This is a genomic window from Streptomyces sp. NBC_00086 (assembly GCF_026343255.1).
GTDB lineage: Bacteria > Actinomycetota > Actinomycetes > Streptomycetales > Streptomycetaceae > Streptomyces.
Genome location: NZ_JAPELZ010000001.1, coordinates 4,319,314 through 4,332,724, shown reverse-complemented (window position 1 = coordinate 4,332,724; position 13,411 = coordinate 4,319,314). Strand labels below are relative to the sequence as shown.

General features: G+C 66.8%; 13 protein-coding genes. 2 read left to right on the top strand and 11 right to left on the bottom strand.

Going from position 1 to position 13,411, the window contains the following annotated elements; genetic code table 11:
* Positions 1 to 969: 969 nt before the first annotated feature.
* The 4 genes from OG276_RS19445 to OG276_RS19430 form a co-directional block, all read right to left on the bottom strand.
* Positions 970 to 2,139, bottom strand: a complete 1,170-nt coding sequence (locus OG276_RS19445; protein ID WP_266907193.1) for a NotI family restriction endonuclease — start codon at positions 2,137 to 2,139, stop codon at positions 970 to 972.
* Position 2,140: 1 nt separating this feature from the next.
* A complete protein-coding gene (locus tag OG276_RS19440; protein WP_266907191.1) occupies positions 2,141 to 3,193 on the bottom strand; it encodes a site-specific DNA-methyltransferase in 1,053 nt (350 codons plus the stop codon).
* 269 nt (positions 3,194 to 3,462) lie between these two features.
* A complete protein-coding gene (locus OG276_RS19435) occupies positions 3,463 to 4,254 on the bottom strand; it encodes a hypothetical protein (protein ID WP_266907189.1) in 792 nt (263 codons plus the stop codon).
* A 200-nt stretch (positions 4,255 to 4,454) separates the two neighbouring features.
* A complete protein-coding gene (locus OG276_RS19430) occupies positions 4,455 to 4,922 on the bottom strand; it encodes an NUDIX domain-containing protein (RefSeq protein ID WP_266907187.1) in 468 nt (155 codons plus the stop codon).
* A gap of 491 nt (positions 4,923 to 5,413) precedes the next feature.
* Here OG276_RS19430 and aspS point away from each other — a divergent pair, with 491 nt between their 5' ends.
* Entirely contained in the window at positions 5,414 to 6,730 is a 1,317-nt protein-coding gene (gene aspS, locus OG276_RS19425) for an aspartate--tRNA(Asn) ligase (protein ID WP_266907185.1), read from the top strand.
* 59 nt (positions 6,731 to 6,789) lie between these two features.
* On the opposite strand, the gene OG276_RS19420 is transcribed toward aspS, so the two are convergent.
* The 6 genes from OG276_RS19420 to OG276_RS19395 form a co-directional block, all read right to left on the bottom strand.
* On the bottom strand, positions 6,790 to 7,572 hold the full coding sequence (locus tag OG276_RS19420) for a hypothetical protein (RefSeq protein WP_266907183.1): 783 nt from the start codon (positions 7,570 to 7,572) through the stop codon (positions 6,790 to 6,792).
* Between the two features lie 14 nt (positions 7,573 to 7,586).
* On the bottom strand, positions 7,587 to 8,465 hold the full coding sequence (locus OG276_RS19415; RefSeq protein WP_266907181.1) for a radical SAM protein: 879 nt from the start codon (positions 8,463 to 8,465) through the stop codon (positions 7,587 to 7,589).
* Positions 8,462 to 9,763: a radical SAM protein gene (locus tag OG276_RS19410; RefSeq protein ID WP_266907179.1), complete on the bottom strand. Its 1,302-nt coding sequence runs from the start codon at positions 9,761 to 9,763 to the stop codon at positions 8,462 to 8,464. The genes OG276_RS19415 and OG276_RS19410 overlap by 4 nt, the downstream gene beginning before the upstream one ends.
* 4 nt (positions 9,764 to 9,767) lie before the next feature.
* Complete coding sequence (locus OG276_RS19405; protein WP_266907177.1) at positions 9,768 to 10,127, bottom strand: hypothetical protein; 360 nt, start codon at positions 10,125 to 10,127, stop codon at positions 9,768 to 9,770.
* A gap of 166 nt (positions 10,128 to 10,293) precedes the next feature.
* Positions 10,294 to 10,566: a hypothetical protein gene (locus OG276_RS19400; RefSeq protein ID WP_266907176.1), complete on the bottom strand. Its 273-nt coding sequence runs from the start codon at positions 10,564 to 10,566 to the stop codon at positions 10,294 to 10,296.
* Positions 10,563 to 10,778: a hypothetical protein gene (locus OG276_RS19395; protein WP_266907174.1), complete on the bottom strand. Its 216-nt coding sequence runs from the start codon at positions 10,776 to 10,778 to the stop codon at positions 10,563 to 10,565. The genes OG276_RS19400 and OG276_RS19395 overlap by 4 nt, the downstream gene beginning before the upstream one ends.
* 237 nt (positions 10,779 to 11,015) lie before the next feature.
* On the opposite strand from OG276_RS19395, the gene OG276_RS19390 reads away from it, so the two are divergent.
* Positions 11,016 to 12,335, top strand: coding sequence for a DNA-binding protein (locus tag OG276_RS19390; protein WP_266907172.1), 1,320 nt, complete (start codon positions 11,016 to 11,018; stop codon positions 12,333 to 12,335).
* A 15-nt stretch (positions 12,336 to 12,350) separates the two neighbouring features.
* Here OG276_RS19390 and OG276_RS19385 read toward each other — a convergent pair whose 3' ends face one another.
* Complete coding sequence (locus OG276_RS19385; RefSeq protein WP_266907170.1) at positions 12,351 to 13,376, bottom strand: NAD-dependent epimerase/dehydratase family protein; 1,026 nt, start codon at positions 13,374 to 13,376, stop codon at positions 12,351 to 12,353.
* Between the last annotated feature and the right edge of the window lie 35 nt (positions 13,377 to 13,411).

Sequence of the window (13,411 nt, the reverse complement as noted above, 5' to 3'; positions counted from 1 at the left end):
CCCCCAACTCGGCGACGCGGCGTCTGAAGTTGGCTTCCGCTACCTTCGGATCTTTCCCGGCACAGGTACGACAAATCCCTTCCCCACGTCGTAGCTGAGACGGCCACGGGTAGCACACATGCCCACTGGCGCACCGAACTCTGTGTGGTTCCTTCGTACCGAGGTAGGTCGGCTCGATAAGCTCGGCCCCTATCTCGGCCAAGGCCCGCCTAAAGGCCGCCTCGGCTGCCTTCTTGTCGTTCCCAGCACATGTGGGACAGATTCCGCTACCCTGCTGCACATGACTTGGCCATGGTCTACATTCGTGCCCATTGACACAACGGGCCTTATGCGGCGTGTGATTACCAAGCCATTTTTCTTCTAGAACGATCCCGCCCAATTCCGCCACACGGGATCGAAATGCCGCCTCGACCGCCAGAGAGCGGAAGTCTGATGCACAGATCCGGCAGATGCCGTGCCCTTGCTGGATGTTAGATGGAAAGCTTGCACCCTCGTGCCCAGCTGCGCATCTCACCCGGTGGGCCTTCCTGCTACCGAGCCACTGCACTTCGAGGACTTCGCCACCAAGCTCAGAGACGCGCGCCCGGAACAACCTCTCGGACCGCAGGGACCTTTCGGATCTTTTCCTCGGGGCGGTAGCCACTACACAGCCCCCTGGCGAGGATTGAGAAGCCCTGCGCCCAGAAGCGCGGTTCGCTGAACGCGTCTAAGCGGGTGTCCACCTGGCGACTTAGCCGCGTGGACTACGCCGGCAGCCGCCTCCCCCCACATGTATCTCACCATGGCAGGAGATCATTGCAGGGCCATCTGACAGACCGTGAGACACATACCCAGGAACCACCGCAATCTGGCCTAAAAGGCCGTGCCGCGGGCGTACCGGCAGACCTCGGGAAGTTACCCACCCCCGAGGTCGCCGTGAGCGCGCAAACACCGAGCCGGTCCGCTTCGTACGCAGACCGGCTCAGCAAGTCACAAGGTCAGCTGTCCGGCGCCAGCCGCCGCCTTCTTGATACGCCCGTGAGTCGGCTTGAGCTCCGGCAGGTACTTGGACAACCGCTGCGTTATCACGCTGTGCAGACGGTCGACCGAACCTCCTGCTGCCAGCGCCGCTTCTGGCGCGACATCGAGGGTGTAGTGACCCAACGTTGCGGCATCCGTACCGATCACGCGCCAGAGGTTCAAAGCGTTGGGGGTGCACGTGTCGGACACCTCTGTGTCGAACACGTAGATCCACGCCGGCGGATTCTCCAGCGGGGTGTCTCCGGGCCGTACGAGCCGTACCGTGCCGTCCCCGTGATCAACCAGGTCCGGGCGGCCAAGGTGCCGCTGCCAGCTTTCCCACACGGCCCGCGGGATAGCGAGGATGCACCCTGCCGATGCCTCGTGCGCTCCCACCTGAAACTTGAACATCATCTGGTAGAAGGTGCGTTTGAAGGCGTTCGCGATGTTCGGGCCTTCGACCCTCTCGGAGAGCCACTGAGGGTGCGAAGCGATCGTCTCTCCGAACTCACCCGCATGCATGTGCCTGGCGTTTCGGAGGTTCGCGACGGCCGCCTGGTAGGTGCCGTGAAAGTCCATCGTCTGGATCTCGAAGACACCGTATCGGCCCACGCTCAGCTCCCCAGACGAGTCTGGGACCAGCTCAATCATGGTGGCGTCGAAGGAGAACTCCGGCGAACGGTCGGTGGGGCTAATAGAGATCTCCCCACCCAACTTGTTCTGGAAGTAGACGATCGTAGGCTCGCCCGCGGCTACCCGCTTCCGAACATCCGCAGCAACAGGCTTCTCTTCAAGCTTGGGAACCGCAACGATGCTGACATCGTCGCCCTTGGCGTAGCCGAAGAGGCGATGGGCTGCGTCATGAAGCATGGGAAGATCCAGCGCCCTGAACGGACAGGCCAGCCAGTCCTGTCGTGGACCGTTGCTGTTGCTGCTGATCGTGCAGACGCCAGCAGAGTTGGCACGCTTGACGCACTTGGTCTGCTTACCTGTGACCTCGGTCAGAAACGGACACCGCTGAGCACTCTGGTCAGCCAGACTGCTCGCGGTCTCCGCGACGACCGGGTAGACCCGATGCCCGAACCATTCCGCAATGAAGTTTCCCGGTTCCTTCTTTGCCTTTGCTCCGCCCCCGGACAAACTAAGACCCCGTCTCCTTCGATTCATTCAGATCAAAAGACAACTGACCAGCTGCTTCGCTGGCATTCTGCGTAGCCGCCTCATGGAACGGCTTGTGCAGTTCGAACCCGATAGCTTTGCGCCCAGAGGCTGCCGCTACGGAAAGTGACCGCCCAGTTCCACAGAACGGGTCCAGCACCGTTCCGCCAGGGGGGCAGGAGCTCAGGATTCGCGGCTTGACCAAATCCACGGGGAATGTAGCCGAATGGCCATCGGACCCCGAACGCACGTGTGTCTTCACCACGTCGTACCCGCCGGCCTCGACCTCGAGGTAGTCGTAGTACGAGGTCTCTGACTCGCTGCTCTCCAGCTGGTCGGCCTCATCGAAGTCGTAGTACACGACATCACGTGCTCCGGCCTCGACTTCACCGAGGTCGTAGTGGTACTTCGCGCGCCCCTCCTTGGGGCGCTTCACGAAGTGGAAGAAGTGTTCGTGCGCGAGTCGCAGACGGTCCTTCTCGGGCCGCGGCGGGATATTCGGCTTGTGCCAAATGAGGTCGTTGCGCAGGATCCACCGGAGATCCTGCATGGCGATGGCGAAGCGACTCGGGATGAGGAGCAGCTGCTTCTCCTGGCGGAACCCACCCATAGGGGTCCGGCGCCGAGAACGCGGATTGTCGCCGAGGCCCTGACGCCCGTCGTGGCGGATGCTCGACCAACGAGCGAAGTACGTGTCGCCGATGTTGATCCACATGCTGCCGCCGGGCTTCAGGGCAGCCGCGCCTCGCTGAAGGATCTCCACGAGGTGGCTGATGTACCACTCGGGCAGGGGCTCCAGGCCGAGGACGCCGCCATGGTCCCGGTACCACTCATAAGGCGGCACATCGGTCTGGACGCGGCTCTCGTCCTCAGCGAGCCACTCCTTGAGGATGTCCTCGTTGTGGTCCTGCCCGTAGCTGCGCAAGCCCCAGTACGGTGGCGAGGTGATCAGCAGGTCAATGGACTCCGGTGCAAGAGTCGGCATGAGGTCATAGGCGTCACCACAGTGCACCTGGATCCGATCATCTCCGGTCACGGCCTCATCCTGCTCTTGTGTTGCACTCTGTGCCATCTCTACCTGTAGAACCACACCGTGCAGCCTAGAGGGTCGGACTGTCAGTCGCGAAGTAAGTCGGTATTTGCCCAGGTGGGCACAGAGGAACGCACTGATCCATCACTCTAAGTGGTCAGTGTGAGGGCGCGGCTGCCTCCTCAGCACCACGCAAATCCTCAAAGAGCCCCGCCGGGAATAGCGGGGCCCCGTCGGCTTGCTGCGGAGTACCACACCGGGCAATCTCCCAAAGATCAGACAGCCGGCGTCAAGTAGCCGATTCCAGAGTCAGTGATCCACTCTGCGGTCTGCGCTTCGAGCTCCCACGGCGTCCGCAACAGTGTCCCGCGCAGGGCACCACGATCCTGCAAGGCGGCCGGCTCTGGGCCCAGGCGCTTGAGGCGCTCGCCGTCAGTGCCCCAGTGGGGATCCGCGGGGGTGTCCAGTACGGAGATGAAACGGTCGACGCGAGCGGGCCAGGTGGGATGGCCCCACCAGCGGTCGCAGGCCAGCGCGCCGTGGCCAGCCGTGTAAAGGATGCCGTGGCGGACTCCCTTCTTCTCCATCTGGCCGGCGAAGGCTCCCAACTTCCCGTCCGCGTGATCCTCGTACTCCGCGAGGTCTTCATCGGTTCGCGCGAGCTCGCCCAGGGTCATGCCGGTCGGGAGCTTGCGGTTGGGGTTGGTCAGCCACTTGAAGAGTCGATGCCCAAGGACGTCCACGTCCTCCACCGTGACGCTCTCGAACGCTTCGCTGCTCCCCGAGGTGATGCCGTGCTCCGTGCACCATCCGCGGAGGCGCTGGCGTATACCGAGCGTGGTGTGGCTGTTGATCCGCAGCATGTCGCCGTCGGACAGACGCCCCTCGGCATGCCAGTTCTCCACGCAGCTGTTGCGCCATGCTCCGTTCGTGAGGCCAATGGCGAGGAGGTCCTGAAGCGAGGACAGGTCGTCGGGATCGATGCCTTGGGCTTTCAGCACCCCCTCAAAGACCTCCTCCGTCATCATGGCCTGCGCCTCTTCGAGCATGCGCTCCACGTCAGTCACGCTTTCCCCGTTCCCCTCGCTTGCTCTTGCTCCTGGCTCGGCGCCGCCGTGCCGCACTCCATCTTCAGCGATTTCGGGGCCCGTTCATCAACTTCGCCCAGCGTGGTGACGCATGCGGCAAACCGGATCTCAGGTCTTCGAGCACATCTTTGCCCTGAGTTGCATTGGCGGACCAGCGGGGTTGGAGCGAAGCTGCCCGTTCAGCCGAGATAGGGGTACGTGCCGGCGAGGTAGTCGCCGATCTGCTGGCGCATGCTGGCGTGGATGTCGTAGTGGTCGAGGTCCGCGGGCTGGATGAAGCGGACGCCGTCGGCTTCATCGTTGACCGTGGGCGCACCGCCAATGGGGCGGCCGATGTAAGTGTTCTCGTACTGCTGGCGGATCTCGCCATTGGTATACGCGACGATGTGCTTCGGGTTGGTGTAGACGCCGAGGAAGCCGGTGATCTCGGCGACGATCCCCGTCTCCTCTAGGCACTCGCGTACCGCGCACTGGGCAGCCGTCTCGCCGATGTCCTGGGCGCCGCCGGGCAGTGCCCACTGACCGGTGTCCCGGCGGCGCTGGAGGAGGACGGCACCGGTGTCGTCGACGACGAGCAGGTTGCTGGCGGGGATGAGGGTGTTGGCCTTCGGCGCGGTCGGGTCGTTGTAGTACTCAGTCCTACCCATGTGCGGCGGTCCCCTCCTGGTCGGGAGTCCAGGGCCGCAAGCGGCCCGGACGGCTTCGCGGCCCTGATCGTAGTTGCCGCGCATTCTCGTGGCGGCCTTGCAAAGCAGCAGCGATGGGCGACGGGGGTCTCTAATCTGGCCTCGGCAGGGGCACCATCCGGTCACCTGGTGCGCCACCACCGTGAATCCGTTGCGAGGGGCTTGGTGGATCCCTATCCTCGTGACCAACGCGTCGACGGAGACGAGTAGCCACGGATCACGCGAGCAGAGAGAGCCGCCGGCAGCTGTGAAGGCGGACTCGCACCCATGGTGAAGACCCTCCCGAGCGCGGGGAGGAAAGGCCCTCGGGCCCAATGCCCCGCCGGTTTGCCCCCGTCATCGGGCTGAATGAGGCCGCCGCTGTCTGGCGGTGGCAAAGGCGTGGTGGCACCGCGAGTACCCTTCTCGCCCACGCTTCCAAGGGATCATGACGACGCCCCTGGAGGGCTGCGATGATCCACACCACTAGCCGCGTACTGGTTTCTGACCTACGCGCACACGTCGACCAGACCGTCACCGTCTCCGGCTGGGTGAACGCACTCCGGCTGCAGCGCAAGATGCAGTTCGTCATCCTGCGGGACCACTCCGGCATGGCCCAGGTGACCCACAAGCGCGACGGCGGCCCGCTCGAAGCCGTCATCGAGTCGCTTACCCCCGAGTCCGCCGTCCGGATCACCGGACGCGTCGTAGAGGCGGCCCAGGTCAACCTGGGTGGCCTGGAGATCGTCCCCGAGGCGATCGAGGTGCTGAACCGGGCGGAGACGCCGCTGCCGATCGACGAGCACACCGGCCCCGAGCATCGGCTCGACTGGCGGTTCCTCGACGTACGCAAGCGTGCCACCGCGCAGATGGTGTTCGCCGCGCAGACGACCTTGGAGCAGGGGCTGCGCGAGTACGCCATGCGGAACGGCTGCACGGAGATGCACACGCCGAAGCTGATGGGTACCGCCTCGGAGTCCGGCGCGGAGGTGTTCAAGCTCGGGTACTTCGACCGGTCGGCCTACCTCGCGCAGTCGCCGCAGTTCTACAAGCAGATGGCCGTGGCCGCGGGTATCGACCGGGTCTTCGAGATCGGGCCTGTCTTCCGGGCCGAGCCGTCGTACACCTCCCGGCACGCGACCGAGTTCACCGGCGTGGACGTCGAGCTGTCGTGGATCGACGACGTCGAGGACGTGATGGCGTTCGAGGAGCGGATGCTCGCCCACGCCATCGCGAAGGTCGCCGAGGTCCACGGTGAGGCGATCCGGGAGATCTTCGGCATCGAAGTTGTCGTACCGGAGGCTCCGTTCCCCAGGATCACGATGGCCGAGGCACAGGAGATCCTGCGGGCCGGCGGCTGGGACTCCGAAGGCGTCAAGGAGGACCTGGACCCGGAAGGTGAGCGCACCATCGCCGCCCACATGAAGGAGCTCACGGGCCACGAGTTCGTGTTCATCACGCACTACCCGGCGAGTATCCGGCCCTTCTACCACATGCGTCCGGCGGACCGGCCGGACCTGACGCTCAGCTTCGACTTGCTCTGGAAGGGCCTGGAGATCACCACTGGGGCCCAGCGTGAGCATCGCTCCGACGTGCTGCTCAAGCAGGCGGAGGAGAAGAGCATGGACACCGAGCCGATGCAGGACTACATGAACATCTTCCGGTTCGGGTGCCCGCCCCACGGCGGCCTCGGCGCCGGCCTGGGCCGGATCCTGATGGTCATGCTCGGCCTGGACTCGATCCGCGAGGCCGCGTTCCTGTTCCGGGGGCCGAACCGCCTCACCCCCTGAGTCAGGGGTATACGCACCGCTGCCCCACCGTCTGTCTGGCGGTGGGGCAGAGGGCTGGCTCAGTACCGGGTGTGGCCGAGGTCGAGGGTCCACGCCTCGGCGGGGTTCTTGTCCCAGTGGTCGCGCAGGGCCAGCTCGCGGTCCGCGTATCGGCCGCGGCGGGACAGGCCGCCGTGGGAGAGGGCGACGCTGAGCGCGAGCGGCGATTCAGTGGTGACCCAGTGCGGGGTCAGGGCGTGGCTCCACAGCTGGTCGCCCGGCTGCATCGTCACCGACTGCCGGGCCGCCTCGTCGTGCGGCGGGGGATCCTCAGCGGTGGTCTCACCGAGGACCGCGGCTTCGGGGGACAGGTGCTTGTCGGGGTTGTGGTAGCTGTGGAAGGTCTTGACCCCTTGGACCTGCCACACCAGACCGTGCGAGTTGTCGTTGTGGTAGGTCGAGGCTGCCCCTTCGGTGGACAGGAACAGGATGGGTGCGCACCGCTGCCACGTGAATCCCTGCGACGACAGATGGGTGCGCCAGGGCACCATGACCTCGTCCTGGAAGCCCGCCAGGATCTCGCCGTAGAACCGGGTGAGGTTGAAGTGCACCAGGCGGAACGGCCACGTGGCGATCTCCTCGACCGGGGCCGTCCGGAACGCGGCGGTGCGGTCCATGCGCACCTTCCAGTCGTCCTCGCCGAGGATCGTGAACCGCACCTCCTCGTCCCGGCGGACGTGGTCGAGGATGTCGATCGCCGGCAAGAACAGGTAGTCGAACGGGACCTGCATGCGGAAGTTCGGCGGCTGCCTCCAGTGGCTGTTGAAGTCGTCGGGATCGGTGACGGAGACCGACGGTTGCACGTGGACCCCCAAGGTCAGGCCGCCGCGCAGTCGCGGGACGCGGGGCGGCAGATGGCGGCGCAGTCAGGTCCGACGCGGTCCGTGGCCGGCGCGTCGAGGAAGGCTCGGATCTCGGTACGTGGGGCGTGGACACTGACCTCGGATGCTCCGTAGGGGCAGTGCCGCACCTCGCCGTCGGCCGACATGTAGAGGGTGGCCGACCGGCAGGGGTGGCTCTCCTCCTTGGACAGCTGTAGCTGCCGCAGGTCGTCGAGGTAGGACCGGTATCCGTTGGACAGGCGGAAGTACTGGTCGAGTGCCGCCGTGTCGCGCGCCCTCTGGACCAGGGAGTCCTGGAGTGATCGGTTATCCCGGCGCAGGGCGGCTTCGGAGAGGAGGACGGGACTCAGCTGGACGTCGATCCCCGTTCCCGCTACGAGGTCGGCGAGCTGCGCGGCTTCGTCGTCGTCCACATCCCAGTAGGTGAGGTGAAGGACCTTCGACGGGGTGTCCACGGCACCCAGTGTTGCAACAGCAGAGGCCGCACTCCGGGTGGTGCGGCCGAGCGCCATCGCGCCCTGCGAGTCCGCGGAGACGGTCACGTTGGTCAGAAGGTGACCGACCCCCGCGAGGGCGGTGACCTCAGCCTCCGAGCGTGCCGAGGTCACCATGGACACCGTCATGCCGAACTGGAGGGCCAGCCGCACGAGCTGCCGGATGTCCGGGTGGTGGGTCGGCTCACCACCGGTCAGGCACACACCCTCGACCCCGGCCTCCTTCAGCCGCGACAGGGCACGCGTGTACGTCGCGGTGGTGAGGAAGCCGCGGGCGCGGTCGGCCCGGAAGCAGAAGCTGCACGCGACCTCGCAGTGGCCGGCCGTCGAGATCAGCGCCGTACGGGCGGGGGTGCTCATTGCACCCCCGTGTTGTCCCAGACCGCGATGGCCACGGTGCTGGTGTAGAAGGCGCACATCTGCGGGTCGGGGGTGCTGCCGCCGATGAGGGCCTGTTCGTTGCGGGACGGGCCGCCGCAGATGGCCAGCGCCGGGCAGTCGCCGCACGCGGGGATCGGCGCGACCTTCTTCGTCGCCCTTGTGAGGCGGCTGGGGTCCGACCGTAGCTCGTCGAGTGTGTGGAGGAACTCGGGTTCGGTGAAGTTGATGTCGCACACGCTGACGCGGTTGCCGGGCAGGAGGGCGGCGTTGAGGCTGCGGTCGCCCTGCATGTGGTCGAACAGCATCGGCCGGCGGGTGTCGAGTGCCTGGAAGGCCCGGTCGAGGACGGAGAAGAGCATCCCGCCCTTCCCAAGTGCGGTCAGGCGGGCTTCGTAGAGCTCCCGTGCCAGGTCGGCGCCATTCACCCGCCACTTGCCCCCGGTGGGGATGGGCGTGTTGACGTAGATGAACTTGAGGCCGAGGTCGTCGATGATCCACTGCACGCTCTCGGCCAGGCGCCCGATGTTCGACGCCGTCGGGGTGAGGTTGCAGCCGACGTGCAGGCCCTTCGCCTCGACCAGGCGCCGGACGTTGCGGCGGATGCGGTCGTCGGCGGGCTGCCCGCCGAGGAGCAGCCGGTTCGCCGAGTTGATCCCGGGAGGGCCGTCGATGGAGATGCCCACCCCGTACTCGCGCTGTACGAAGTGGTCGAGGGCCTCGTCGGTCAGGCGGGCGCCATTGGTGACGACTGTGCGTCGGACCCGCTCGACGCCGTAGCGGGCAGCGAGGGTGTCGGCGAGTTCGTCGCCGTACTGCATGAGGTCGAAGCGGATCGTCGGCTCGCCGCCGAACCACTGGATCGAGACCTCCTCCTGCCCAGCGTTCTGCTCGAACATGAACTCAAGGCCGGCGGCGAGCTCCTGCTCCGTCATGTCCGGCTTGCCGCTGTTGGTGTCGACGAAGCAGTACGTGCAGGCCATGTTGCAGCGGTCGGTGAGCACCACCCGGAGGCCGCTGATCCCGCGCGGTGTCGGGTCGATACCCAGGGTGTGGAGGCGGTGGTGGAGTGCTTCACGGCGGTCGGCCGCGGGGCCGTCCTGGGTGAAGCCGAGCCCGGCGAGGGCTAAGTGGGTCGCGGTCGGGGGGACCCCGGCGAGGTCAGAGACCTCGCCGGGGTCGAGAAGCACACTCTCCAGCGTGACCGGGTCGAGGAGGACAGCCTCGCCGTCCCGGTCGTACTGGAAGTATTTCCCCCACAGCAGCTGGGGAGTGGCCACTGGGTCAGGCCGCCGTTTCCTCTTCAGCGATGCCCAGTTCGGCCATGACGGCGCGGACCTTGTCCTCGGCGTCGGCCTGGAGCCGGGCGGAGGCCGCGGGGGAGCCGCCATCGGAGAGGACGATCACACCGGGGAGCGTCGGGTTCGGCGCGATGACCGTGAGACCGGCCGGCTCGGTGCTGATGACCATGACCGCGCCCTCCAGGCTGACCCAGTCGGTGCGGTCCTTCAGGGCCTCCAGGATGCGGCCCTGCTTGTCGCGGAAGGAAGCACGCTCGCCCATCCACACGCCCGCCTTGGACTTGGAGTCCACGACGTCCGCGTAGATGAGGTGGTTCTGCTTCTCTTTCCTGGGCTTCGGCATAGCTGATCTCCTTGGTGGAAGGGTGACTGCCCGGGACGGGCAGCTTGGATCCGCTCTGGTGCCGCCGGTGTGGTGCCGTATGACACCTCGCCGGTTTCGTGCGCGGCGCGCTGGCGCCGTTCCCCGTCGATGCCGATCGCTTGTTCAGCGCCGACGGGAAGCCTGTTCAGTCCTTCGTCTCGCTGGACTGGGCCTGGTGGGCAATCGACCGTAGGGGCTGGAGGGTGTCCGGATCGGCGGTCCATTCCCGACCCGAGTGGTCCATCGGGCGCATGTGCGCCACCCTCCTGACCGGCCTGCCCGTAAGTTTCGATACGTAGATCAGGACCGCGCCCACGGTTCCGTGACGTCCGCTGGTGGGGTGTGCAACGTCCTGCCCGAGCAGCCGGTGCGCGGTGTCCTCCGTGACCCAGACGTTTGCCTCCGTAGTCGTGCTCATTGGGCACCCCCGAGGCCGAGGAAGGCGTCGAACTGCGCGGAGCTCCACGTGGAGGGGTCACCGTTCCCACTGCGGAACGCCTCGGCAGCCCTGGGCAGACCGCGGCGCTCCAACGGGGTGCCGACGTCCGTCTCCCCGTACGGGGCCACGACGGCCTCGTAGCGCGTGCTGGTTGCGCCAGGGGTTCGTCGGGGAAGCCGGGGGCTGCTCACGGTCCACTCCCTTTCGCTGGGGTCTTCGAGGTGGCGTAAGAGTCCCTCTGGTGCGGGTGTCACGACCACGATGCGCTTGGTGTCATCTGGTGCTCGCCAGGGTGATCGGGGTGTCATGAAGGTGGCGCCGTGATGTCATCTGCACGGATTTCATTGCGCAGCAGGTGTGTTGGCCAGTAGGCACGAAGTGGAACGGGGCGCGATGTGGCCCGTCTCCTGACCTTGAGGGAGCGACCGATGGGCGATCCGGTGACGCTGTTGCGCGTGTTAGTCCAGCAACGGCATTGGCGTTACAGGGACTTCGTCACGGCGTTCGAGCGCGCGGCCTCACAGGCCGGCGTGCGGGGCATGTCGGTGTCGGAGGCACAGTTCCGGCGGTGGACGTCGGGCCGGATCAAAACCATGCCCGGACCGGACACGTGCCGGGTACTGGAGCAGCTCTTCGGTGTGGAGGCCACGTCACTGTTCGGGCCGCCGCCCGCGCTGTCGACCTCGACCTCGGTGACTCCCACTGCGTACGACCTCGAAAGTGAAATCGCCATGACCGCACGTGACGCCGCTGATGAGGCGGGGGCTGCCGCCGCGCAGTCCGTATCCGACACGACCATCGACCAGCTCCGTGACGACGCCCTGTCCCTCGCCCGCTCGTACGGCGCCGTGAGCGCCTTCGACGTGTTCCGGCGAGCGAAGGCCCTGCGCTCGGAGGCAGAGCACCAACGCGGACTCACCAAGGTGCCCGTACAGCAGCAGGACCTGCTGATCGTGGCGGGGCAGGCGTGCGCGCTGCTGTCGACCGCCGCCTTCGACCTCGGCGCACTGGACGACTCGGCACGCCTTGCCCGGTCGGCGGCCCTGTACGGAGAGATGGCGCGCTTCGATCCGCTACGGGCTTATGCCACTGGGTCCTTGGCAATCTGCGCCTATTTCACGGGCCGACCTTCCGAGGCCGTACGGCATGCGCGGACCGCCTTGGCCTACGCCGGTCTGGGCGACACGGCCAGGCGCCGGCTGCTGTCCATCGAAGCCCGCGCCCATGGGCACCTCGGGGACCGGGAGCGGGCCACCCGCGCGCTCATCGCGTCCACCCGGCAGGACAGCGGCGAGCGTGACGCCCTGCACGATGACGTCGGCGGTGAGTTCGCCTTCAACGAGGAGCGCCTGCTGATGTCCAACGGCACCACCGCCCTGCTCGTCGGCGACGGGGCAGGCGCGGAGGTGACGGCGCAACGGGCGCTGGATCTGGTCGCGTCCCGGCCGCCGGCCCGGCAGTCAGTACCGGTACGGGGCAAGGCCGCTGCCGATCTCGCCGCCGCACAACTGCTCCGGGGCGACCTGGACGCAGCGGCGACGACTCTGGAGACGGTGTGGGCGATCCCGGCGGAACAGCGTGTGGCGGGGCTGCTGGAGCGCACCGGCGGTTTGCGCCGAGCTCTGACGGCCCCCGCGTTCAGGGAGACGCGGGTGGCTGTCACGCTCGGCGAACAGATCGAGGAATTCGGGCGCCTCTCGGCGCCGCGGCAGCTGGGTACGGGCAGCGGGCTCCTCGCCATCGAGTGACCCTGCCCCTCGTGTCTACGGGAGGCCGAGGGCAGCGAGGATCTGGGCTTCCTTGGCTGGGTCCACGCCGTGTTCGGCCCACCTCGGGTGTTCGACCGGTCGGCCGTCTGCCTGCATCCACGCCCAGGTGTCCGCAATGGTGTCGGCAAGCGGACGGCAGCGAAGCCCGGCCGCCACTGCACGGGAGGCGTCGACGGACCACACCCCGGAGTGGGTGCGCCACAGCGGAAGCTCCGTCCACTGCTTCACACCGTGTGCAGTGAGCGTCGCCGCATCAGCCCACACTGGGCTTCCGGTACTACCGGTGGCGGCCAGGCAATCAGTGATGAAGTCGGACCAGCTGGTGCCCTCGGGGTGGGCGATGTTGAATGCCCGGCCAGGGCTATCGGTGCCAGCGGCCTGATCGACGGCGAAGACGGCGACATCCCGCACATCAACGGGCTGGATCACCTGGGCGGCCGGCGCCGGGACGACAATCGGGCCGCCGCGCTGGGCACGGGTGAGCCACCACGGGAGGCGCCCGACGTACTCGCCAGGACCCAGGATCACTCCCGGCCGCAGGAACACCGAATCGTCCCCGAAGGCGGCGCGCACGGCAGCCTCTCCTCCTGCCTTCTGGAACCCGTACTTCGTCGGACTGCCATCGGCCCCTGTGTGACCGAAGGACTCATCGGCGTCCGGCGGGCACTCCAACAAGGGGGAGTCCTCGGTGAGCGGGTGGTGGGGCCACCCCTGATAGACGGACACGGTGGAGACGTGCACCCATCGGGCAGCGGCCGGGCGCAGGATGTCGGTGGCGAGAAGGACGTCACGGGGCGGGAACTCGCTGCTGGACGTGTCGATCACGGCATCCCATGGTCCGCGTGAGGCCAGCCGTTTCAGGTCGTCGGGGCTCGTCCGGTCACCCCGGACGGTGTCGGCGCCCTCGACCACGCCGGAGCGGCCCCGATTGAACGTTGTTACATCCCAGCCGCGTCGAAGCGCATCGTCAACGATCGCTCGGCCAAGGAACCAGGTGCCGCCCATCACCAAAATCCGCATGGGGGCGACCCTGCCACGAACCGCAAGGCGACACC

Bases quoted from the DNA above. Each gene is read 5' to 3' on its own strand.
- OG276_RS19385 (WP_266907170.1), bottom strand. From the start codon at position 13,376: ATGCGGATTTTGGTGATGGGCGGCACCTGGTTCCTTGGCCGAGCGATC.
- OG276_RS19415 (WP_266907181.1), bottom strand. From the start codon at position 8,465: ATGAGCACCCCCGCCCGTACGGCGCTGATCTCGACGGCCGGCCACTGC.
- OG276_RS19430 (WP_266907187.1), bottom strand. From the start codon at position 4,922: ATGGGTAGGACTGAGTACTACAACGACCCGACCGCGCCGAAGGCCAAC.
- OG276_RS19405 (WP_266907177.1), bottom strand. From the start codon at position 10,127: ATGCCGAAGCCCAGGAAAGAGAAGCAGAACCACCTCATCTACGCGGAC.
- OG276_RS19400 (WP_266907176.1), bottom strand. From the start codon at position 10,566: ATGAGCACGACTACGGAGGCAAACGTCTGGGTCACGGAGGACACCGCG.
- OG276_RS19390 (WP_266907172.1), top strand. From the start codon at position 11,016: ATGGGCGATCCGGTGACGCTGTTGCGCGTGTTAGTCCAGCAACGGCAT.
- aspS (WP_266907185.1), top strand. From the start codon at position 5,414: ATGATCCACACCACTAGCCGCGTACTGGTTTCTGACCTACGCGCACAC.